The sequence below is a fragment of the Peptoanaerobacter stomatis genome (genome assembly GCF_000238095.2).
In the GTDB taxonomy this organism is placed as follows: Bacteria; Bacillota; Clostridia; order Peptostreptococcales; family Filifactoraceae; genus Peptoanaerobacter; species Peptoanaerobacter stomatis_A.
The window spans coordinates 1,535,569-1,557,858 of sequence record NZ_JH815225.1 but is presented as its reverse complement, the minus strand read 5'-3'; the positions used below and the strand labels follow the sequence as shown (position 1 = coordinate 1,557,858).

The following is a 22,290-nucleotide window of genomic DNA, read 5'->3' as shown; positions in this document are numbered from 1 at the left end:
GCAATCTTATACATTAGTGCTTTTACAAATTGAAATTTATCTTACTTTTCCATAAATGCATAAATCGAATATATTGTTGTTCTTAATAACGGCTTTTTCCATTTTCCCTTCAAGTAAAAAGCCATTTCTTTCTAATACTTTTCTTGATGCGATATTTGGTTCATATACAAGTCCTGTAATATGAATAATGTCTAATGTTTCAAATGCAATTTCACAAATCTGTCTTACTGCTTCACTCATAATGCCTTTTGAATATACTTCCTGCAATAAATAATAACCAATTTCAGAATCCTTTCGATATACATCGTCTTTTTGTTCAACAGATATCGTTCCTACAATTTCACCATCAACAACAATCTCTCGAAAGACACCTTTTTTACCTTCGTTGTCTTTTACCATGTTTAACCACCACTCAGCAGATGCATTTGTATATGGATTAGGTAATCTATCAGATAAAAAACTTCTATCAATTGAATTACACATTTTTATCAACGCTTCTTTATCTTCAATTGACCACTTTCTTAATTCTATATTCATATCTATGTTCTCCTATAAATTAGAATTTACTTTCTTTGCAGATGGGGATTTGTTGTTATTAAAAAAATTTGTTATTTAATTAAGTCAAAGAAAAGCTGTTTTCTATTAATTTCATCACTTCGTTATCGGATAAAGTTTCATTCAAAACTACTGAAATCCAATGCTTGTGGTTCATATGGTATCCGGGATAAATTCCTCTTCTAAATCAATTTAATCCATAAATTTTCTATAATCACTTACTTAGCTCCCAAGGAACCGATAAAAATATCTTCGTTTTTAGATAACAAATTACCGTTTTGATCCAGAATTTCAATAAACTCATTCTTGTGCTGAATGCCATTATATTCTTTTGTTTCTGTTTTGAAAATTATTGTATATCCTTCTTTAAGTGCAATATCTGAAACAGAATAATACTGATATCCTGCAATAATATTTATTATCCAGCTTTCAGCGTCTCTGTTTTCTTGCAAGCTGATTTCTTTTTCTTCATTTACGGGTAGTTTACTGATTGTTGCATTATCCCAAGTGGGCTTCGTGTTTTCTTCAGTTTGAGGGATAATCCAAATATCTGCTTCGTTTACCTCGTTTACAAAAGTGACATTGATTTGTGGAATATATACCATGTTGTTATGAGAGTTTACATTTAAGGTTACATCATGGTCAGGCATAGTAAAAGTTAAGATATATCCATGTTTATCATCATAACTTTGTTTCAGCTCAATGTTCTCATCATCAAGATAGAAATTATAATCTGTGTCTGTACCAATCATAGTATAATATACTTTTACCTTATCTCCGTAGGCATATTCACTTTTTTTGCTTTCAAAACCATAAGAGTCAAAATTCAATTTATGTTTTTGTTTACCGCATCCGAATAAAAAAAACATCAATAGCATAACTGTTAATATCGGAATAATTTTATTAATTTGTTTCATGTAATCACCTCTAATTAATGAAGGGAATTTCTCTATCCAATTTCACAATTTAATGTTCATTAAGCCTTTATAGATTCACTCTATCCTTGCAACCTCAAATTTATTAATCTGTGAATCTTAAAAGATACCCATCTGGATCTTGTATTAAAAATTCTTTTTGAACAATATCTTCATCACCGCTACAATAATGGTTTATATTCATTTCTCTAAATGGTTTAATATGAAAGTCTAAAATTCGTTTATAAAGACCTTCTACATCAGAGACTTTCATTTCAAAATTAATTCCTCGACCATATGGATATTCAAGTTCGCCAACATTCCAATAACCATTATCTTGCTCAAACATCATTTGATTATCTTCCAATGAAAGAAAGATAAATTTATTTTCCGCTCGTTCATACTCAACTATAAAATTCAAAATATTCACATAAAACTCTTTAGTTTTCTCAATATCTGATACTACCAATTCCGGTATTAAAGAATTGAATTTCATAATATTCCTCCCACAAATTTTAATTTACTTTCTTTGCAGATATTTATATCATTACCTAATTAAAAGAACATATATTTTAATAAAAAATGAGATTTATTGCTATACTAAAATCTTATAGAATAATGGAAAATCATAATAGTTAATCTTTCTGATAAACTATTTATATTAAACTTATACAATTGTATAGGTTATCCATAGTTTTATCGGAGAATAGTATTAACTATTATTCTATAAATGTGTTTAAACAGGTCTTTATATTATCGCTCATTAACTATGAGTTCCAATACATCCGGTCTTGCATAATGGCCGATTGCATCATGCTCCATTTTACTTGTAATAGGTAAGTTCATATCCAATTTTGCAAAAATAATTTCTTCCTTATCCCATAACGGTTCTGTAACGTAATGTCCATAGGGGTCAATAATACAACTTCCGCCTCTGCATACTATTTCAGGTAATTGAGCTACAACGTCCTTTTCATTTATATCTAAAGGATACGAAGTTTTTCTTATAATCATATCAGCATTGATAAAATAGCATTTACCTTCAATTGCAATGTGTTGAATTGTTGCTTGCCATTCAGGGTTATCGTTTGTATTAGGAGAAATATAAATTGTAATGCCTTTTTTATATAAGGCCACCCGTGCAAGAGGCATATAACTTTCCCAACATATCAAACTTCCGATTGGTCCCCAAGGTGTTTCTGTGATGGGGAAATAATCCTTATTTGCATCACCCCAAACCATTCTTTCGGAACCTGTTGGTTTTAGTTTGCGATGTATTTTGTAAGAACCGTTCGGCTCAAATATTACATTGCTGTTATAGAGAGTTGCACTAATTGCATCTCTTTCAGAAAACCCGATGCTAATATATGCTTTTGATTTTTTGGCAGCTTCTGCAAGCTCTTTAAATTCGTCATCACCTGGAACTATGGAAGCATCATAATACCTTTTCCAGTCTTTTCTGCCTGCTTGCGTACGTTTACCAATGCTGAATCCAAAGTTCATCCCAACAGGATATCCGGGTATAAACAATTCCGGAAATACAATCAAGTCAGGATTGTGAACGGCAGATTCATTAATGTAATTTAATGCCTTTTTAAGTGATTCCGTTTTATTGAACAAAACAGGCTCAGCTTGAACCAATGCTATTTTACAAAAATTTTCAATTTCTTTCATTTTGATTATACTCCCACAATTTCAAATTTAGATATTAGCCAAAAGTAAAATTACACACATTGCTGTTAATATAATTGCACAAATAGTGCTTACAATATTTATATATTTTATCCAGTTTTCTCTTAAGAGTTTTTCCATAAACATAGAAAAAACAACTCCTATAATACCTCCGGATGTATTTGAAATAATGTCTGTAATATCACTTGCTCCAATAGCAAAAATATATTGTATTAACTCAAATATGAAGCTTGTAGCAAAAATAATCAAAAGTTTTTTTAGTATGGATTTTTCATCCATTAAAATATGTATAAACAGTCCATATGGAATAAATGCCAAGACATTTAAAACAATCTCACTTATATCCGCTTTACCATTTACTATAGCAGGCTGATTAAAAGGGATTAAGTTTATATTCCTTATTTGTGGTAATTCCTTAATAGAAAATTCTAACTTAAAAATAATTACCCATATCAATGCTATCAAGTAAAATATCATTAATATTAAGGTGATTTTTTTTGATTTCATTCAATCATCCCTCCCTTATATAATTGTAGTATATGTTATAATATTTTCTTTGTTAATAACTTTTATTATATATTTAATAATGAGTAAATAGCTTGATTGTATTAATTTTATCATAAATGTTGTATATAATCAATTTTTTGCCGGCTTACAGCTTTTGCTTTATATATCAAAAAGGTTTGAGCTTTCTTACATTTAATATTAAATTTTTTAATATGAAATAATATAAATTTAATATTAAATATGTTATAATCATATAGATTGATAATTCTTATTTACTAAAGTGCATTACAAGAGATAATATAAGTATTTTAATTAAGCTTTATTATAAGTTTTGACAGCAGGAAATATTTTACAAATTTAATATTTGAAATTGGAGAAGAATATGAATTACGAAGAAGCAATGGAGTATATAAAAAGCACATATAAATTCGGCAGTAATTATGGTACCGAGAGAACAAAAAAAATACTGGAGATTTTGGGAAATCCTCAAGATAAAATAAAATGTATACATATAGCCGGCACGAACGGCAAAGGCTCTATGAGTGCGATGACTGCAAAAATACTAATAAGTGCAGGATATAAAGTGGGTATGTATACATCGCCTTTCATAGAGGAATTTGAGGAAAGAATACAGATAAACGGAACAAATATCCAAAAAGACGATTTGGCAAAAGTAATTACAAGAGTGGAAAAAGCTGTAAATGAAGTATTGTCACTTGGATATGACAATCCTACAGAGTTTGAGATAATAACTTGTGCAATGTTTTTGTATTTTTGCGAGCAAGGTGTAGATTTTGCGGTGATAGAAGTGGGGCTTGGAGGCAGACAGGACTCTACAAATGTTATGATACCGATAGCTTGTGTGATAGCATCAATAAGTTTTGACCATATGCAAATATTGGGAGATACTTTGGAAAAAATCGCACTTGAAAAATCCGGAATAATAAAAGAAAATGTGCCTGTAATAATGTATCCACAAGAACAAGAAGCTTTAGACGTATTTAAACGAGTATGCGAAGAAAAAAATGCCAAGTTGATATTGGTAGATAGAAACTCCGTACAAGAAAAAGAAATCATAAAAAATTCCGCTATGCAGGAAATAATTGTAAAAACTCAAGATGACAGTTATGATATATCGTTAAATCTTCTCGGAGTACATCAAAAACTTAATTGTGCTACTGTGATAAATTTGATGGAAGTGCTTATATCGCAAGGTATAGATATAAAAAAGACAGATATATTGAAAGGACTTAGAGAAGTAAAATGGATAGGACGTCTGGAGATTATGAGAAGAGAGCCGATGGTAGTTTTGGACGGTGCGCATAACATAGACGGAATAACTAATCTTACAAACAGCATAAAAAAATATTTCAAATACGATAAAATGGTTTTGATACTTGGAATATTAGCAGATAAACAAGTAGATGACATGATAAAAATGCTGACACCTATTGCAAGTAAAATAATAGCCGTATCTCCGCACAGCGATAGAGCAAAAGGCGCCAAAGAGCTTGCCCAAATAATAAAAAATACAAATCCTAATTGTGAATATGAGGAAGACTATGCAAAGGCATATAAAAAAGCACTTTCTTATTGTGATAAAGACGATTTGCTTATGATAGCAGGTTCATTATATTTGATAGGCGATATGAGAAAAGTTGTAAAAAATAATATAGATTAATAAATTGCATAAAAAATGGATTTCAAAAGATCGAGTATATCTTTTAAAATCCATTTTTTGTTTTATGTAAATATAGTTTAATTAATACTAAAATCTTATAGAACAATGGAAGAACATAATAATTAATTTTTCTGGTAGACTATTTGTATCAATGTTATATAATTATACAAGGTATTCATAATTTTATTAGAAAAGAGTATAAATTTTAAAATATATAAGAATTTTATTTTAAGTAGACATAAATTTACTTAGCTAATAAATTCTTAAAAAATAATATCAATTATTCTATTAACGTTTAGTACGATGTCATTTTTTAGCAATCTTCTTTTTTATAATTGCAAAAACAAGATTTATTATGAGTAATGTAAAAAAACCTAAAAAGCTGATAATTGCCAAGTTTTTGTAATAATCATTATTTTTTGCAATTTTATCCATTAAATTTATAAAAAACAATACAACAAATCCTGATATAACGCTTTTTATCCAAAATAATTTTTTAAAATTCATAATAAAACCTCCATGCTGTTATCTAATTAAATATAGATATCTTTAAAATAGGGTTTAGTATAAAAAAATTATAAATGTATTTTATAGCTTATCCCATTTTATCCTAATATAGTATATAAGGTATACTAATGAACTTAAAGACCATGTAATCGGATATGCCCACGAAATTGTATCTATGCTTGGAAAAATAGGTACAACAATGTTAAGATATGTTACTCTGACTACGCACCAAAATGTGAGCATTATAAACATAGGCACATATGCTTTGCCAAGACCTCTAAGTATTCCGCTCATAATGTGCGAAAAAGCGAGTAAAAAAGCAAAACCTGCACATATTCTTGCCTTACTTACCCCAAAAAATATCACTCTTGCATCATTGCTGAAAAAAGTCATCAGATGAGGTATGAATATATAGACTATAAATCCCATTAATTCAGCTAACGACACTCCTGTAATTATTGCAAATTTTGCACCTTTTTTCATTCTTTCTATATTTCCGGCTCCCAAGTTCTGACTGATAAATGTAGAGATTGCAAGGGAAAAGCAAGTAATCGGTAAAAAAGTGAAGCCTGATATTTTTTCATAAGAGCCGTTTCCTGCTACAGCGTATTCTCCAAAATGATTGACATTGGATTGTACCACTACATTGGCAAGAGATATTATAGAGCCTTGTATTCCGGCAGGAATACCGTTTTTTAATATTTGTTTAAGATAAAATTTTTCTATCTTTATTTTTGAAAAATGCAATTTATAATCAGAGTTTACTTTCATCAGATAATTAATGCATAAAAAAGCACTGATAAATTGTGATGTAATAGTGGCAAAAGCTGCAGCACCTACACCATATCCCATAATACCTACGAGAAAATAATCAAGTATGATATTTGTAATAGATGCAATCATCAAAAATTTGAGAGGAGTAACACTGTCTCCAACAGATCTCAGTATACTCGATGACATATTATAAAGCACAAAAAACATGGAGCCCATAAAATATATTCTGAAATAAGTAATGGATTCAGGTAATACATTCGTAGGTGTATCCATCAATACCAATATGTAAGGCACAAAATAAATTCCAACTGCTGTCAGCACTATGCCGGTTATTAATGCAAAGCCTATACAAGTATGGATTGTTCTTTGCATTTTTTCTATATCTTTGTTACCGTAATACCTTGCAATAACAACGCCTGATCCTATGCTAAGCCCGTCAAAAAATCCTATCATCAACAGAATAAGTGCAGTAGATGAGCTTACTGCGGCAAGTGAGCTACTGCCAAGGTAGTTGCCGACTATTAAAGAGTCTACAATATTATATAATTGTTGAAATAAATTACCTATAAATATGGGTATTACAAAAAGTAAAATACCCTTACTTATAGGACCGTTTAATAATAAATCATTATTTTTTTGTATAAATTGTTTCATAAAATATCTCCTGAAGTTATTTTACAACTTATATATATTAAATTCAAGATATTTTATTATTTGGAAATTATGCTTACATTAAAATTCGCTTATAACAATACTATATCTTATAAACTATTAATATAAAATCCTATAAAAGCAGGATAATATATGCATTTATAGGATTTTATAGATTTGATATTTTATACTTTTATAATTTTAAGAAAGTTTTAAGCAACAATTGGCACAAAAATTATTTTAAGATAATATGCCGAATTTATAGCCTAAAGAGCTGTAATATTCTATTATCTGTGGCAAAGCGTCTACACTTTTTTGTTTTATGTCATGCATAAGAACAACTACTACTTTTGGACTTCCTCCGTACATAGCCATATCTTCTTTTATGTTGTCAAGTGCACCTTGTAAATCTCTTCTTGAGCCTTTTGCCTCGGCATCACCTGTGAGTACGTTCCAATCTATATTGTATATGTTTTGTTGTGCCAATGCTTCGTCTACAGGTGTAAGTCCTTTCCATGACATATGTCCTCCGGGATAACGAAATATCGTAGTTTTAAAGTCTTCGCCGAGGGATTTTCTTATTGCTTTCATATTTTGATCTATTTCAGCAAGTACGTTTTCTACGCTGCCAACTCTGTTCGGATAAAGGTTGGAATACTCATGAGTGTATGAATGCAAGCCTACAGCGTGTCCTTCTTTCATTTCTCTTTCCAGCAAAGGTTTTGCGTAATCCTGGTCGGCGCTTCTTCCTACTATGAAAAATGTTCCGTGTACCCCGTAATTTTTCAATGTGTCCAATACTATTGGAGTAAGAGATGATGAAGGTCCGTCATCAAATGTTAAAAATACAAGTTTGTCTGTACCTGTATAAGTTGACGGATTCAATATCCAGTTATTTACATCTTTACAGCTATATGCCCAAGCTTCAGCCTCATAGTTATGAGATGTACCGGGTTTTTGGGAAGTCGGATCTATTTGAGGCTCTTCTTTAGATTTTTCGTCGACCGCTTCACTATCTTGAGAATTTGAACTTTCGTCAGCTTTTGTTTTATCATTTTCGCCATTTTTTGAAACATCAGTTTCTACTTTAGTGTCATTTTTAGATGTTTTTTTGTTAGAGTTAAATGATTGTACAAATTTGACTGCAAGTAACAATGTTGCGATTATAACTGCTATAATTATTATTAATCGTGTATAAGATTGATTTTTTCTCTTTTTTTTGTAGTTTAAATTGCTCATAAAATACCTCTTTTAAATAAAATTGTAATGAAAGTGTGTGTATTTCTCATTATATCACTAAGCATTTAATATTTCTATATAAAAATATAATTTTTTATTATTTTTTCGGCTATTTTTAAACCGTCTATAGCACTGCTGACTATTCCGCCGGCATATCCGCCACCTTCTCCGCAAGGATATAGATTCGATATGCTTACGCTGTTTAAGTTATCCGGATTTCTTAGTATTCTGACCGGTGAAGAGGTTCTTGTTTCTACTCCGGTTAAAATTGCGTCTTTATCGGCAAATCCTTTTACTTTTTTATCCATGGCTATTATAGATTTTTTTATCGACTCTGTAAGTTCTTTTTTGTATATTTCATTTAAGTTGGATAATTTATAGCCTATTTCATATGTCGGTTTGACTTTTCCTATATGTGTGGAAACTGTATTATTTAGAAAATCTTCTATTCTTTGAACAGGAGCTTTATAGTTTCCTCCTCCTAAGATAAATGCTTTTCTTTCGCATTCTTTTTGAAAGTCAACTCCTCCTAATACATTACTGTTAAAGTCAGTTTCACGCACATTGACGAGTATGGCGCTGTTTGCATTTACTCCATCTCTTGCGTTATAGCTCATACCGTTTACAACTAATTCTTCTTTTGAAGAAGACGAAGGGATAACATATCCGCCTGGACACATACAAAATGTATATACGCTTCTATTTACTTCATTTAGGGCATTTGTCAGGAAGTATTCGCTCGAAGACAATTTTGGGTTGTTGTAATTCTCTTTATATTGTGCTTTATCTATATTTTCTTGTAAATGTTCAATTCTGAATCCTACCGCAAACGGCTTTTTAAGCATTGATATATTGTTTTTATAAAGCATACCAAATGTATCTCTTGCGCTGTGCCCTATTGCAAGAACTACCATGGATACATCTATATTTTCTCCGTTTATAACAGCTGATTTTATGATGTTATTTTCGATTATAAAATCTTCCAATTTGTTTTCAAATCTAACACTTGTGCCCAGCGAAGATATGGCATTTCGCATATTTTTAACCACATTTTTTAATATGTCGGTTCCTATATGGGGTTTTTGTTTATATAATATATTTTCATCAGCACCAAATTTATGGAATGTTTCCAATACTTCAAAGCCTCTTATATCTTTACTTCTTGAAGTGAGTTTGCCGTCTGAAAAAGTGCCTGCGCCTCCCTCTCCAAACTGTACATTGGAATTTTCGTTAATAATGCTTGTTTTCCAAAAGTTTTCGACATCTATGCTACGTTTATCTACATCTTTTCCACGCTCTATCAATATCGTTTTGTACCCATATAGGCTGAGTTTATAAGCACAGAATAAACCGGCAGGTCCACTGCCTACTACCAATATAGGCTTATCAATAGAGACACTGCCTTTTTTTAATATAGGGATATTTTGTTTTATATAAGGTTTTATATCAGCATCATCGAATATATGTTTATTTAATTTTTTTTCATCAGCATCTACTAAGACTTGGTATATAAAATGTATATTATCTCTTTTTCTTGCGTCCAATGACTCTTTTAATATCTTATAGTGTATATCTGTATTTTTCAGTTTTAATTTTTTTGCGATTTTATCCTTTATATTTGCTTCATCTTCATTTAAAGAGATTTTTATATTAGATACGGTAATCATTTTATCTCCTTGTTTTTATAAAATTAATATAGATTAAAAAATTTAAGTATTAATTATAATCGAATTTTTAATAAAAATAAAGACTATATATGATTGTGAATGTTTAAATTAACACAATATATAGTTTTAATATATTTTAATAATTATAGCATAAAAAAAGTATTAATAAAAATGTATAACAAAAATTAAAATTTTTTAAAATCTAAATTGTAATTTATTGATAAATGGTGTACAATTATAAAGGTAGTGTTATCTTATGAGAAAAGAATTTATTTGCTTAAAATTAATTGAATATTCGCTTTACACTAAATTTTATAGAAATGTTTAGATAAACTGCAATCGTTTTTAAGAATTAAAATAATTCTCATTTAAAAAAGAAAAATAGAATGACATACTTTTATAAAGACTGTGGTTATGTTATTTTTTCTGAAGATGAGATATACAAAAATTTGTAATAGCTCTTTTAAAAACATTGGTAAGTTATATGAAAATAGCACTTTTAATGTTTAGCGATATTAAAACTATAATTAACGTAAAGTTTAGTGAAAATGTTTTTTATAATATATCTTAATAGAAATTGAGTGATTATAATTAGTTAAAATTATAGCAAATAACTTATTTTAAACTTGTTTATAATTATATTTAATATATAAATGTTTTTTATTTTTATATTGTAGGAGGGGACAATGCAATTAACGACTTTTAGAGGGGGTATCCACCCTAAACACAACAAGTCTACTACTGAGCATAGTGCAATAGAGTATCTCGATGCACCGGATAAAGTGTATATACCTCTTATCCAAAACATCGGCGCTCCATGTAGCAGCTTGGTAAAGAAGAATGATATTGTAAAAGTGGGACAAAAAATAGGTGAACCACTCGGTTTTGTATCAGCGCCTATACACTCATCCGTTTCAGGAAAAGTTATAGACGTGAAAAAAATATTGGTTAATACAGGAGAAAAAGCTGACTGTGTAATAATAGAAAATGATAAAGAATACACAATTCACGAAGATATAAAACCATACGGAACAATAGAGGAATTGTCAAAAGAAAGACTTTTAGAGATAGTAAAAGAAATAGGTTTGGTTGGTATGGGGGGAGCAACATTCCCTACACATGTAAAACTTAATCCTCCGAAGGATAAGGTGGTAGATGCCATTATATTAAACGGAGCTGAATGTGAACCATATCTTACAGCAGACCACAGATTGATGCTTGAACAGACAAAAGATGTTGTAGACGGTCTGAGAGCCATACTTAAAATAACATCTGTAGAAAATGGTTACATAGGAATAGAAGATAACAAACCTGATTGCATAGAGGCGATAAAAAAAGAGGTTGAAAAATATCCGAATATAAAAGTTGTAACATTAAAAACAAAATATCCGCAAGGAGCGGAAAAACAACTTATAAACGTATGTACAGGTAGAGAAGTGCCATCAGGAGGATTGCCAGCGGATGCCGGAGCAATAGTTGATAATGTTGCAACAGCCGCACAGATAGCAAAATCTTTAAGAACAGGCTTACCTCTTATAGAAAGAATATGTACAGTAACAGGTGGAGCGATAGCAAATCCTAAAAATGTTATGTTTAAGATAGGAACTTTGTACAGCGATATAGTAGAGATGACAGGCGGATTTAAAGAAGAACCTGCAAAAGTTATAAGTGGTGGTCCAATGATGGGCGTTGCCTTAGCTAATATAAATGTACCTGCTAATAAAGGAACATCAGGCATACTATGTTTTACACAAAAAGAGGCTGAAATAGGTGAAACACAAAATTGTATAAGATGTGCAAAATGTGTAGGAGTTTGTCCGGCGGGATTAGAGCCTATTTATATAAGTGCACATACATTAAAAGATAATTTTGAAAAAGCGGAAGAATATAGAGCACTTGACTGTATAGAATGTGGTTCATGTTCTTTTATATGCCCTTCAAAACGTCCTTTACTGCAATCAATAAGAGTTGCTAAGAGAGAAATAATGGCAATGAGAAGAAAGGCGCAGGAAAAAGCCAAAGCAGAGGCAGAAAAAAATGCCAAGTAGCAAAGAATACTTGAATTTGTTTTAGAACAGTTGTCAGATTTGGAGGATATAAATTATCGCAAGATGATGGGAGAGTGTATTTTATACTATAAAGATAAAATTATAGGTGGAGTATATGATGACAGATTGCTTATAAAACAAACCGATAAGGCAAAAGAAATGATAAGAGATGTAGTATATGAATTACTATATACAAAAAGAAAAATAAAAATTAAAATCAGATACACAGGAGGGAACAATGGAAAATAAAGACTTAATAATATCTTCATCTCCCCATATAAGAAGTAACGAAACAGTTTCGTCAGTTATGAGAGATGTGATTATTGCTTTGCTTCCGGCTACCATTGCCAGTATATATTATTTTAGAGCAGGCGCTGCAATCAATATAATATCAGGTGTAGTGGGAGCTGTATTGGCAGAATATGTAATACAAAAACTTATGAAAAAACCTATTACAATAAAAGATTTATCTGCTGTTGTCACAGGATTATTATTAGCATTTAACGTACCGGCTTCAGCACCTTGGTGGCTTACGTTTGTAGGGGCGATATTTGCGATAGTAATTGCGAAACAACTGTTCGGTGGCTTAGGACATAACTTTGTAAATCCGGCGCTTATAGCAAGAGCGATGTTGCTTGCATCTTGGCCTGTACTTATGACATCTTGGACATTACCGTATACAAAATCACCTGATATGGTATCAACAGCTACACCGCTTGCATTTATAAAAAATGCTGCATCAGAAGGAGTGGTAAGAGCGGATTTAATGGATATGTTTTTAGGAAATATACCTGGAACAATAGGAGAAACAAGTGCAATACTTCTAATATTAGGTGGAATTTACTTAATGTACAGAGGAGTAATAACATATGTGATTCCTGTTACTTATATAGCTACAGTTGCAGTACTTACTTATGCTTTTTCAGGATTTGATTCATCAATGATATTATATAATATATTCGGCGGAGGCTTGATGCTCGGAGCGTTCTTTATGGCTACCGACTATGCGACATCGCCTATGACTGTAAAAGGACAAGTCATATATGCTTTCGGATGTGGTCTTTTGACATCTGTTATAAGATATTACGGTGGATATCCAGAAGGAGTATCTTATTCAATATTGCTTATGAACGTGGCAACACCTCTTATAGAAAGACAAGTAAGACCGAGAGTGTTTGGGGAGGTAAATAAAAAATGAAAAACGAAGTAATTAAATTCGGATTGATATTATTTATAATAACAGCGGTATCTACCGGAATAGTATCAACAATATACGGAATAACACAACCTATAATTGAAACACAAAAAATAGAAAAAGACAATAAAGCAAGACAAGAGATACTATCTGTTGCAAAATCTTTTGAAAAAATAGAAAAAGAATTTGGAGAAGATATAGTAGAAGTATATAAAGGAGTAGATGCTGATAACAAGACAGTCGGCTATACAATAAAAAATATATCAAAAGGATACGGCGGAGATATAGAAATAACTACAGGTATAACAGCAGACGGTAAGATAAGCGGAGTAAGCCTTGGAAGTATGTCAGAAACTCCGGGACTTGGAGCAAAATCAAAAGATCCTGCATTCATAGATCAATACAACGATAAAGATGCAAAACAGCTGAAAGTAATTAAAAATGCAGTGCCTAAAGATGATGAAATAGTTGCGATTGCAGGTGCAACAATAACATCAAATGCAGTCACAAAAGGTGTAAATCAATCTATAGAACTCTTTGAAAATGAGTTAAATAAATAGGAGGCTAAAATGGGATTTTTTAAAGCATTAAAAAATGGAATTATAGACGAAAATCCTACTTTCGTCCAAGTACTTGGTATGTGTCCGACGCTTGCCACAACAACATCAGCAATGAACGGACTCGGTATGGGATTATCGGCAACAGTCGTATTGGCGTTATCAAATTTGCTGACATCAATGCTTAGAAAGATAATACCTTCAAAAATAAGAATACCTATATTCGTAGTTGTTATAGCATCTTTCGTTACAGTTGTACAGTTTTGTTTAGAGGCTTTTGTACCTCCGCTATATGATGCACTCGGACTTTTTATACCACTTATAGTTGTTAACTGTATAATACTTGCAAGAGCTGAAGGCTTTGCATATAAAAATCCTCCTCTTGCATCATTCGGTGATGGTTTGGGAAACGGCTTAGGATTTACATTAGCGCTTTCAATATTAGGTGCAGTTAGAGAAATATTGGGAAACGGTTCAATATTTGGAATAGACATATTGGGAAAAATAGGATATCAACCGGCATTAATAATGATACTTCCACCGGGAGCATTCTTGGCACTTGGATTATTATTGGCAGGATTTAATAAAATTAAGAATAAAAAATAACCAATTGAAATATAAAAGGAGAATACGATGAAAAATATACTTTTGATACTCTTAATCTCCATACTTGTTGACAACTTTTGTATGTCGAAGTTTCTCGGTATATGCCCGTTCTTAGGCGTATCAAAAAAAGTTGAAACAGCAATAGGTATGGGTATGGCGGTTACATTCGTAATGGTATTGGCATCAATAATCACATGGCTTGTACAGTTATTATTGAACGCATTAGGTATACAGTTTACACAGACAATAGCTTTCATACTTGTAATAGCTGCACTTGTTCAATTCGTAGAGATGGTAATTCAAAAGACAAGTCCTACTCTATATCAATCATTGGGAGTTTATCTTCCTCTTATAACTACAAACTGTGCAGTGCTTGGGGTAGCTATACTTAACATACAAAATAATTATAACTTGATAGAAACTATATTCAACGGTTTAGGTGGAGCATTAGGCTTTACACTTGCGATAGTATTATTTGCAGGAATAAGAGAGAGATTGGAGCTGTCAGATATACCGAAAACATTTGAAGGTTTTCCGATAGCACTTATATCAGCATCACTTATGGCAATATCATTCCTCGGATTTAGTGGATTAGGAAAGTAGGTGTAATAGATGAGCGTAATAATAAATTCAGTAGTAAGTCTTTCAGTTATGGGATTTGCATTTGCGGCAGGACTTGCTATTGCATCAAAAAAATTTGCTGTTGAAGTAGATCCTAAAGAAGAGGCAATATTAGGAGTATTGCCGGGAGCAAACTGTGGAGGTTGCGGTTTTCCTGGTTGTGGAGGATTGGCAGCCGCTATAGCTTCAGGAAAAGCACCTGTAAATGGATGTCCTGTAGGTGGAGCAGCAGTAGCGGAAAAAGTTGCAGTTATAATGGGAGTTACAGCGGAATCAGGAGTTAGAAAAGTAGCAAATGTAGCTTGTAACGGTACTACTGAAAATGCAGTTCAAAAAGCAAAATATTTAGGGATAATAGATTGTAAAGCGGCAACAATAGCACAAAGCGGACAAAAAGGCTGTACATACGGTTGTATGGGATTTGGAACTTGTGTCAGAGCTTGTAAGTTTGATGCCATATATATAGGTACAGACGGAGTTGCACACGTAGATAGAGAAAAATGTGTTGCTTGCGGTAAATGTATAGAAGTTTGTCCAAAATCTATAATAGATTGGATACCTGAAAATCAACAAGTTTACATATTCTGTCGCTCAAGAGAAAAAGGAAAAGATGTAAAAGATGTATGTTCAGTAGGATGTATAGGCTGTCAACTATGTGTTAAGAGTTGCCCTTTTGGAGCCATGTCTTTTGACAACAACTTGCCTACTATAGATTATGACAAATGTAAACAATGTAATATATGTGTTCAAAAATGCCCTACACATGCAATAAAAGGTAAAGAAATAAAGAAAAAAGAACCTTTGAGTGTGAAACCGGCTGCACCGGATGATAAAAAAGAAACTGATAATAATCCTCCGGCAGAAGCAAAAAATGAACAGGTAAAAGAACAAAAAGAAGTGCAAGAAACAGCATAATATAAAAATACCAATATTAATCATAATAAGATTAGTATTGGTATTTTTATTATAGTATTTTTTAATAAAATTATGGATAACTTATATATTTATATAATATTAACTGAAAAAATTAATTATTATGATTTTCTGTTATCCTATAAGAATATAGTATTAATAGAAATTTAACAATTCATAAGTATTTTTTCAGCGACCAAATCACCGATTGTATCTGTTCCTACATATTTTAAAGAGCTGTCTTTGTTATGAGAAGAAATGCCTGCTCTATAGCCTTGTGCAAGTACACTGTATACAGCCTCATCTATATCGTCAGCCTCATCATTTAAGTTAAAGCCGTATCGAAGCATAAGGCCTGCTGATAATATGCTTGCCATAGGATTGACTATATTTTTGCCGGCTATATCATTTGCGGAGCCGTGAGTAGGGCCGCACATACAGTTATTTTCGCCGATGCTTGCATATGGTATAAGTCCTACAAAACCTGATAATATACCTGCTTCATCAGATATTATATCACCGAACATATTTTCTGATAATATTACATCAAACTCACATGCACGTCTTATGAGTTGCATAGTAGCCGTATCTATATACATACGTTCCACTGTTATGTCAGGGTTTTTCTTTGCATAATCATCGAATATCAATCTCCACAGCTTAGATGTAGCAAGCACATTGGCTTTATCCACCAAGGTTATTTTTTTTCTTCTGCGCCTTGCCATCTCAAACGCTCTTGATGTTATTCTGTCAATTTGCTTAAAATCGTAGTACATTAAATCAGTGGCAAATCTGTTATCGCCTTCTCCTGAGATTTTATGCTCACCTATATAAAGTCCTGCTGTCAATTCTCTTACTATAAGTATATCTACACCATCTTCTATGTATTCGCTTTTTAGCAAGGCTTGATTTGAAAGCCTCTTGTCTATTCTGATAGGTCTTAAATCTGTAAACAAGTCAAGTTCCGTTCTTATGTCAAACAATGCTTTTACAGGCTTTTTTTCTTCATCAAGGTCAAGAGTAGGGCTGCCTACAACTCCGAATAATATATTTTTACATTTTTTGCAGGCATCAAGAGTGCTGTCAGGCAGAGTTTTTTTATAAACCTTATATGCGCTTTCTCCCATTAAATATTCGTTAAAGTTAAATTTATGAGAATATTTTTTTTCGACAGCGTGTATAGCTTTTACAGCTTGATCTACAATTTCAGGGCCTACACCGTCACCCTTTATAAGTACAACATCTGTATTCATAAATAAATCTCCTTTATATAAATTTAAGATGGTTTGTTATAAATTAAAAATATAATGAAAAAATGAAATAATAGAATATTAAAAATGCAAAAATATAATTTTTGAATATATATATTGTTGTTCTTATTATTATATAATTCATAAAATATTAGAGCATATAATAGAATGTAAAAATACAATATAATAATATATATTTTACAAAATGAAATATGATTACATAATTCTATCATTTTTTTGTAAAAAATCAATAGCAGATGAAAAAAATATAAATACATTTGTTTAGATTTTAGACAAATGGAGTATTATAATTAATATAGAATTGGTATGGTTTTAAAAATATAATGCCATATGATGAGGAAGATATGTCAAGTATAGTTAAAAATTCGATTTTGAATCTGAATTTGCCTTATGAAATAGAATATGCGATATTAAATTTGGAAGATGAAGAATTACTCAAGAGCCAACAAGATTTTTTTGGCTTTTTGACAAATAGAAAAAATGACAACTTGATAACATCGCTCGAAAGCGATGATATAAACTCGAGAGTTTTTGCACAAAATGTGCTTGAAGATGCAAAGAGTATAATAGTCATATTGTTTCCCTATCTTACAGATGAGCACAGCAAAAACGGAAATCTATCTATGTATTGTATGGGCGTGGACTATCACATATCTGTGAGGGATATGCTTTGCGAGATTGTAAAATATATCAAAAACTTTCATAAAGATGCAGATTTTTATATTCAGTCTGATACAGGCACGTTAAATGAAAGATTTTTCGCATTTTATAGTGGGGTAGGTAGACTTGGTATAAACTCCATGATTTTTAGCGATATATACGGGAGCTATGTGAATATTGGGCTTATAGTGACAGACTTGCTTTTAGATGAGAAAAAATCCGAGAAAAAATATTGCGACAAATGTATGGCTTGTGTGAAAAGCTGTCCGGGAGGAGCTATAAATGGCGATTTTACTATAAACAGTTATAGATGTGCCTCATATATCACACAGAAAAAAGGAGAGTTAAACGAGCAGGAGCAGAGGATAATTAAAAAGAGCAAAAAAATTTTCGGATGTGATGTATGTCAAAATGTGTGTCATTTTAATAATAATGTAAAAACTATTCCTAAAAATTGTGATATAATTAAGACTATAAAAAATGAAGATATAGATGAGTTGTCAAACAAAAAATTCAAAGAAAAATATATTTTAAGAGCGTTTAATTTTAGAGGAAAATCTGTTATAAAGCGCAATTTGGATATTTTGAAAGATGATTGATACGCTTTTATATTAAAACCTAATAAAAGGAGTAAATTTTGAATAAATACAAGGCTATAATTGAAATCTTAAAAGAGATGTATCCGGATGCTACTTGTGAGCTCAATCACAATACACCTTATGAATTGCTTGTAGCAACAATACTGTCCGCTCAATCTACGGATAAGAGAGTAAACATAGTCACAAAAGACTTGTTCAAAGTGGCTGATACACCTGAAAAGATGGTGAAATTAGGCGAAGAAAAACTTAAAGAATATATAAGGACAATAGGTTTTTTTAATACAAAATCAAAAAATTTAATATCAATGTCGAGAGATTTGATACAAAAATATAATTCTGAAGTGCCAAAGACCATGGAGGAGTTAACATCACTTGCTGGAGTTGGTCGAAAGACTGCAAATGTAGTCATGAGCAACTGTTTCAAAGTGCCGGCGATTGCAGTCGATACGCACGTTTTCAGATTGGCACACAGATTAGGTTTTTCAGCTCAAGAAGATGTCTATAAAGTTGAGATGGATTTGCAAAAAAAGATTGCAAAAAAAGACTGGACTCTCGCACATCATATGCTTATATTTCATGGCAGATATACATGTAAAGCTAAAAATCCTCTATGTGAAGAGTGTAATCTCAAGGAATATTGTTTATATTATAAAAATCTACTTAAAAAGAAGAGTTAATTTTTAAATATATTAGGTTTTACACGAATTTAAAATGTTTTATAAGACTTTTTATAATTTTGGCTAAGTAAAAAATGAATATATAGTGATTTTATTTAAAATAATTGTAATATCAATTTGCTTAAATATATTTAACTTATTTTCGATTACTATATATATTAATTTTTTATATAAATTTTTTGTTATCATAATTTTTTATAATTTTTTAATCAGCAAGAAGGTGATAAAGTGAAAGAAAGAAAAAAAGTAAAGAAAAGATCCGTTTTTCCTAAAATAGCCATAGTATTTGCTGTTGTTCTGATGATTTTTTCAGGAGTTGTAGTATATGCAAATACACTGATGAATACAGGGAACATATACAATAATGTATTTATAAACGGAGTGAACGTGTCTAATCTTTCCGTTAATGAAGCCAAGTCTTTATTAGAAAATAATTTTAAATTTGGAACTCTTACACTTACAAATGAAGACAAACAGTGGGTGCAGGGATTGTCAGATGTAGGTTTTTCATATGATATAGATACGGCTGTGGAAAAAGCCTATGAAATAGGAAGAAAAGGCAATTTTTTGACAAATGCAATAAAAGTTATTACACTGAATTCAGGTGTGGAAGAATTTATTGAGCTTGAAACAAAAGAAGACTATACAAAGCTTGATGAATTTTATAATAAAGTTGCAAGTGAAGTCAACACAAATCCTATAAATGCAACTGTAAGTGCAGACGGAGGAAGTGTAAGCATAATCCCTTCACAAAATGGATATGTGGTGGATATAGAAAAATTAAAAGCTGATGTTGAAAATGCGGTAAAATCAAGTGAAGAAAAGACAGTAAAAGTGGCTATACCTGTAGCTGTAAAAAAGCCTTCAGTAAAAACAGAAGAATTATCATCAATAAACGGAATTATAGCTTCATATACTTCAAAATATTCTACAAGAGAGTCAGAGCGTTCATTTAACGTGGCGCTTGCCGCACAAAAGTTAAACGGACAGTTGCTTATGCCGGGAGAAGAAGTAAGCTTTCTTGGAGTTCTTGGAGATGTATCTACATCAAACGGATTTAGAGCAGCAAAAATTATAGTAAATAATGAATATCAGGACGGAGTCGGAGGCGGAGTATGCCAAGTGAGTTCCACTTTATATAATGCGCTTTTATTAGGCGGGATGGATATAACACAAAGGACAAACCACTCATTTCCGATAGGATATGTTCCGATAGGTAGAGATGCAACAGTTGCAACTTCAGGTCCGGACTTAAAATATAAAAACTCATATCCTTTCCCTGTATATATAAAAACATATGCAGACAGCGGAGTTATGGTTGCACAAATTTATGGTGATACTACAAGAAGTAAACATGTTGACATATATTCTGAAGTTACAAGCACAGTAGAGCCGACATTGGTATATAAAAATGACCCTAATTTACCAAAAGGAAAAGAAGAAATAGAAGATCCGGGACATACAGGATACACTTCGGTGACTTATAGAGTGGTTGACGGACAAAAAACAGTTATATCAAAAGACAGATATACTATGACACCGAAAATAATAAGAACAGGTACAGGACCTGAAGAGGTTAAACCTGCTGAAGATGCTACACAAGCAACAACAATAAATAATGTGAACACGCAACAAAATTCAAACGAAGCTCAAGAAGAACCGTCAATATTTTAAATAAAAAATACCCCTTGATTTTAAAAGGGGTATTTTTTATTTAAAATATTTTTACCAAGTTTGAAAATTTATAATATTGTTAAAAGTAAAGATATTTATACGATTTTCAAAAGTATAAAAATTATTTATTTATATAATTCATTATTTGGTTTGCAAGTGAATCAGCTATATATATTTGAGCTTCTTTTGTTCCTGCTCCTATATGGCAAGTTATGCTGAAATTATCCAATTTGAATAATTTGTTGTCTTTTGCAGGAGGTTCTTGTTCCATAACGTCAAAACCTGCACCTGCTAATTTTCCGGATGTAAGAGCATCATAAAGAGCTTCTTCATCAACTATACCGCCACGTCCTAAATTGAATAAGAAAGAACCGTCTTTCATAAGTGCAAATTGTTCTTTTCCTATCATATGTTTAGTTTCAGGAGTAAGTGGAGTGTGTATTGATACTATGTCAGCTACTTTTAGAACTTCGTCTAAAGGAAGTATTCTTGCACCTATTTTATCAGCTACTTCTTGTTTTAGGTAAGGGTCATAAGTTACGATTTCTTTTGCTCCGAATGCTAAGCATATTTCTGCAACTCTGAATCCTATTCTTCCAAGAGAAAGTATACCTACAGTTTTATTTTTTATTTCATTTCCAGTAAATCCTGTTTTATTCCAGTTTCCTGCTTTTACGAAATTGTTTGCGTTTCCTATTTTTCTAAGTACATTAAGCATAGTGCCTATTGCAAGTTCTGAAACTGCTGTTGTACTTCCATCAGGTACATTAAATACTGCTATTCCTTTGCTTTTTGCATATTCAACGTCTATGTGATTTAATCCTATACCAGCCATACCGATTGCTTTAAGTTTAACACCGGCATCTATCATAGCTTTTTGAACAGGTGTTTCTGCTCTTACTACAAGTATTTCATAATCTTTTACCATATCTGTTATTTCAGGGATAGATTTTCCGTATGCAAGTGTAACTTCTACACCGTTTTTTTCAAATACATCAATACCGGATTGGTTAAAAAGTTCAGTAACAAGACATTTCATAATATAAATCCTCCTTAAAAATTTTAATAGAAATTTTACAACTCATTATGTAATGATATTTTATGTTTATTGTAAAAACCTTTTCTCATATTATACTAAGTTTTATAAATTAAGTCAATATATTTTGCAATTATTCTTTCTTGTAAATTTACTTGAAATAACGATGAAATACAAGCAATATAAATAAAAGAAAGAGGTTTAAAACAAAGTATAAATAATATTAAATTTTGGTTCAATATATATT

The 22,290-nt window shown here is 31.3% G+C and carries 23 protein-coding genes; 11 read left to right on the top strand and 12 right to left on the bottom strand.

The window, feature by feature from the left end; genetic code table 11:
- Nucleotides 1–36 precede the first annotated feature (36 nt).
- The 6 genes from HMPREF9630_RS06815 to HMPREF9630_RS06795 form a co-directional block, all read right to left on the bottom strand.
- Nucleotides 37–537 (bottom strand): GNAT family N-acetyltransferase, encoded by a 501-nt coding sequence (locus HMPREF9630_RS06815; protein ID WP_009527774.1) that lies wholly within the window; start codon nucleotides 535–537, stop codon nucleotides 37–39.
- Nucleotides 538–616: 79 nt separating this feature from the next.
- Nucleotides 617–730, bottom strand: a complete 114-nt coding sequence (locus HMPREF9630_RS10740; RefSeq protein ID WP_278197983.1) for an MmcQ/YjbR family DNA-binding protein — start codon at nucleotides 728–730, stop codon at nucleotides 617–619.
- Between the two features lie 43 nt (nucleotides 731–773).
- Nucleotides 774–1,472: a hypothetical protein gene (locus HMPREF9630_RS06810; protein ID WP_009527773.1), complete on the bottom strand. Its 699-nt coding sequence runs from the start codon at nucleotides 1,470–1,472 to the stop codon at nucleotides 774–776.
- Between the two features lie 103 nt (nucleotides 1,473–1,575).
- Nucleotides 1,576–1,965 (bottom strand): bleomycin resistance protein, encoded by a 390-nt coding sequence (locus HMPREF9630_RS06805; RefSeq protein ID WP_009527772.1) that lies wholly within the window; start codon nucleotides 1,963–1,965, stop codon nucleotides 1,576–1,578.
- Between the two features lie 257 nt (nucleotides 1,966–2,222).
- A complete protein-coding gene (locus HMPREF9630_RS06800; RefSeq protein WP_009527771.1) occupies nucleotides 2,223–3,143 on the bottom strand; it encodes a carbon-nitrogen hydrolase family protein in 921 nt (306 codons plus the stop codon).
- A gap of 27 nt (nucleotides 3,144–3,170) precedes the next feature.
- Nucleotides 3,171–3,668: a VanZ family protein gene (locus tag HMPREF9630_RS06795; RefSeq protein ID WP_009527770.1), complete on the bottom strand. Its 498-nt coding sequence runs from the start codon at nucleotides 3,666–3,668 to the stop codon at nucleotides 3,171–3,173.
- 382 nt (nucleotides 3,669–4,050) lie between these two features.
- Between HMPREF9630_RS06795 and HMPREF9630_RS06790 the strand changes: the two genes are divergently transcribed.
- Nucleotides 4,051–5,349, top strand: coding sequence for a bifunctional folylpolyglutamate synthase/dihydrofolate synthase (locus HMPREF9630_RS06790; RefSeq protein ID WP_009527769.1), 1,299 nt, complete (start codon nucleotides 4,051–4,053; stop codon nucleotides 5,347–5,349).
- A 306-nt stretch (nucleotides 5,350–5,655) separates the two neighbouring features.
- On the opposite strand, the gene HMPREF9630_RS06785 is transcribed toward HMPREF9630_RS06790, so the two are convergent.
- The 4 genes from HMPREF9630_RS06785 to HMPREF9630_RS06770 all read right to left on the bottom strand — a co-directional run bounded on the left by HMPREF9630_RS06785 (nucleotide 5,656) and on the right by HMPREF9630_RS06770 (nucleotide 10,187).
- Nucleotides 5,656–5,856, bottom strand: a complete 201-nt coding sequence (locus HMPREF9630_RS06785; protein WP_009525477.1) for a hypothetical protein — start codon at nucleotides 5,854–5,856, stop codon at nucleotides 5,656–5,658.
- Nucleotides 5,857–5,937: 81 nt separating this feature from the next.
- Nucleotides 5,938–7,284, bottom strand: a complete 1,347-nt coding sequence (locus HMPREF9630_RS06780) for an MATE family efflux transporter (RefSeq protein ID WP_009527768.1) — start codon at nucleotides 7,282–7,284, stop codon at nucleotides 5,938–5,940.
- A 237-nt stretch (nucleotides 7,285–7,521) separates the two neighbouring features.
- Nucleotides 7,522–8,520 (bottom strand): polysaccharide deacetylase family protein, encoded by a 999-nt coding sequence (locus tag HMPREF9630_RS06775; RefSeq protein ID WP_009527767.1) that lies wholly within the window; start codon nucleotides 8,518–8,520, stop codon nucleotides 7,522–7,524.
- Between the two features lie 74 nt (nucleotides 8,521–8,594).
- Nucleotides 8,595–10,187 (bottom strand): NAD(P)/FAD-dependent oxidoreductase, encoded by a 1,593-nt coding sequence (locus tag HMPREF9630_RS06770; RefSeq protein ID WP_009527766.1) that lies wholly within the window; start codon nucleotides 10,185–10,187, stop codon nucleotides 8,595–8,597.
- Between the two features lie 686 nt (nucleotides 10,188–10,873).
- On the opposite strand from HMPREF9630_RS06770, the gene rsxC reads away from it, so the two are divergent.
- Genes rsxC through rnfB form a run of 7 tightly spaced genes read left to right on the top strand, consistent with a single transcriptional unit; the run spans nucleotide 10,874 to nucleotide 16,129 of the window.
- Complete coding sequence (gene rsxC / locus HMPREF9630_RS06765) at nucleotides 10,874–12,235, top strand: electron transport complex subunit RsxC (protein WP_009527765.1); 1,362 nt, start codon at nucleotides 10,874–10,876, stop codon at nucleotides 12,233–12,235.
- A 39-nt stretch (nucleotides 12,236–12,274) separates the two neighbouring features.
- On the top strand, nucleotides 12,275–12,484 hold the full coding sequence (locus HMPREF9630_RS10735; protein ID WP_242824687.1) for a TfoX/Sxy family protein: 210 nt from the start codon (nucleotides 12,275–12,277) through the stop codon (nucleotides 12,482–12,484).
- Complete coding sequence (locus tag HMPREF9630_RS06755; protein WP_009527763.1) at nucleotides 12,474–13,433, top strand: RnfABCDGE type electron transport complex subunit D; 960 nt, start codon at nucleotides 12,474–12,476, stop codon at nucleotides 13,431–13,433. Before HMPREF9630_RS10735 ends, HMPREF9630_RS06755 begins: the two co-directional genes overlap by 11 nt.
- A complete protein-coding gene (locus tag HMPREF9630_RS06750; protein ID WP_009527762.1) occupies nucleotides 13,430–13,990 on the top strand; it encodes an RnfABCDGE type electron transport complex subunit G in 561 nt (186 codons plus the stop codon). The genes HMPREF9630_RS06755 and HMPREF9630_RS06750 overlap by 4 nt, the downstream gene beginning before the upstream one ends.
- A 9-nt stretch (nucleotides 13,991–13,999) precedes the next feature.
- Nucleotides 14,000–14,593, top strand: a complete 594-nt coding sequence (rsxE, locus tag HMPREF9630_RS06745; protein WP_009527761.1) for an electron transport complex subunit RsxE — start codon at nucleotides 14,000–14,002, stop codon at nucleotides 14,591–14,593.
- A 27-nt stretch (nucleotides 14,594–14,620) separates the two neighbouring features.
- Nucleotides 14,621–15,196 (top strand): electron transport complex subunit RsxA, encoded by a 576-nt coding sequence (rsxA, locus tag HMPREF9630_RS06740; protein WP_009525486.1) that lies wholly within the window; start codon nucleotides 14,621–14,623, stop codon nucleotides 15,194–15,196.
- A 9-nt stretch (nucleotides 15,197–15,205) separates the two neighbouring features.
- Nucleotides 15,206–16,129: an RnfABCDGE type electron transport complex subunit B gene (gene rnfB, locus HMPREF9630_RS06735; protein WP_009527760.1), complete on the top strand. Its 924-nt coding sequence runs from the start codon at nucleotides 15,206–15,208 to the stop codon at nucleotides 16,127–16,129.
- 164 nt (nucleotides 16,130–16,293) lie between these two features.
- Here the strand turns inward: rnfB and leuB are convergent, their stop codons facing one another.
- Entirely contained in the window at nucleotides 16,294–17,379 is a 1,086-nt protein-coding gene (leuB, locus tag HMPREF9630_RS06730; RefSeq protein WP_009527759.1) for a 3-isopropylmalate dehydrogenase, read from the bottom strand.
- Nucleotides 17,380–17,741: 362 nt separating this feature from the next.
- Between leuB and HMPREF9630_RS06725 the strand changes: the two genes are divergently transcribed.
- The 3 genes from HMPREF9630_RS06725 (at nucleotide 17,742) to HMPREF9630_RS06715 (ending at nucleotide 21,007) form a co-directional block, all read left to right on the top strand.
- Nucleotides 17,742–18,656, top strand: a complete 915-nt coding sequence (locus HMPREF9630_RS06725) for an epoxyqueuosine reductase (protein ID WP_009527758.1) — start codon at nucleotides 17,742–17,744, stop codon at nucleotides 18,654–18,656.
- 38 nt (nucleotides 18,657–18,694) lie between these two features.
- The gene (nth, locus tag HMPREF9630_RS06720) at nucleotides 18,695–19,333 is read left to right on the top strand and encodes an endonuclease III (protein ID WP_009527757.1); all 639 of its coding nucleotides are present in this window, start codon (nucleotides 18,695–18,697) and stop codon (nucleotides 19,331–19,333) included.
- A 228-nt stretch (nucleotides 19,334–19,561) separates the two neighbouring features.
- Nucleotides 19,562–21,007, top strand: a complete 1,446-nt coding sequence (locus HMPREF9630_RS06715) for a VanW family protein (RefSeq protein ID WP_009527756.1) — start codon at nucleotides 19,562–19,564, stop codon at nucleotides 21,005–21,007.
- A 121-nt stretch (nucleotides 21,008–21,128) separates the two neighbouring features.
- Here the strand turns inward: HMPREF9630_RS06715 and HMPREF9630_RS06710 are convergent, their stop codons facing one another.
- Entirely contained in the window at nucleotides 21,129–22,046 is a 918-nt protein-coding gene (locus tag HMPREF9630_RS06710) for a hydroxyacid dehydrogenase (protein ID WP_009527755.1), read from the bottom strand.
- Nucleotides 22,047–22,290: the final 244 nt, after the last annotated feature.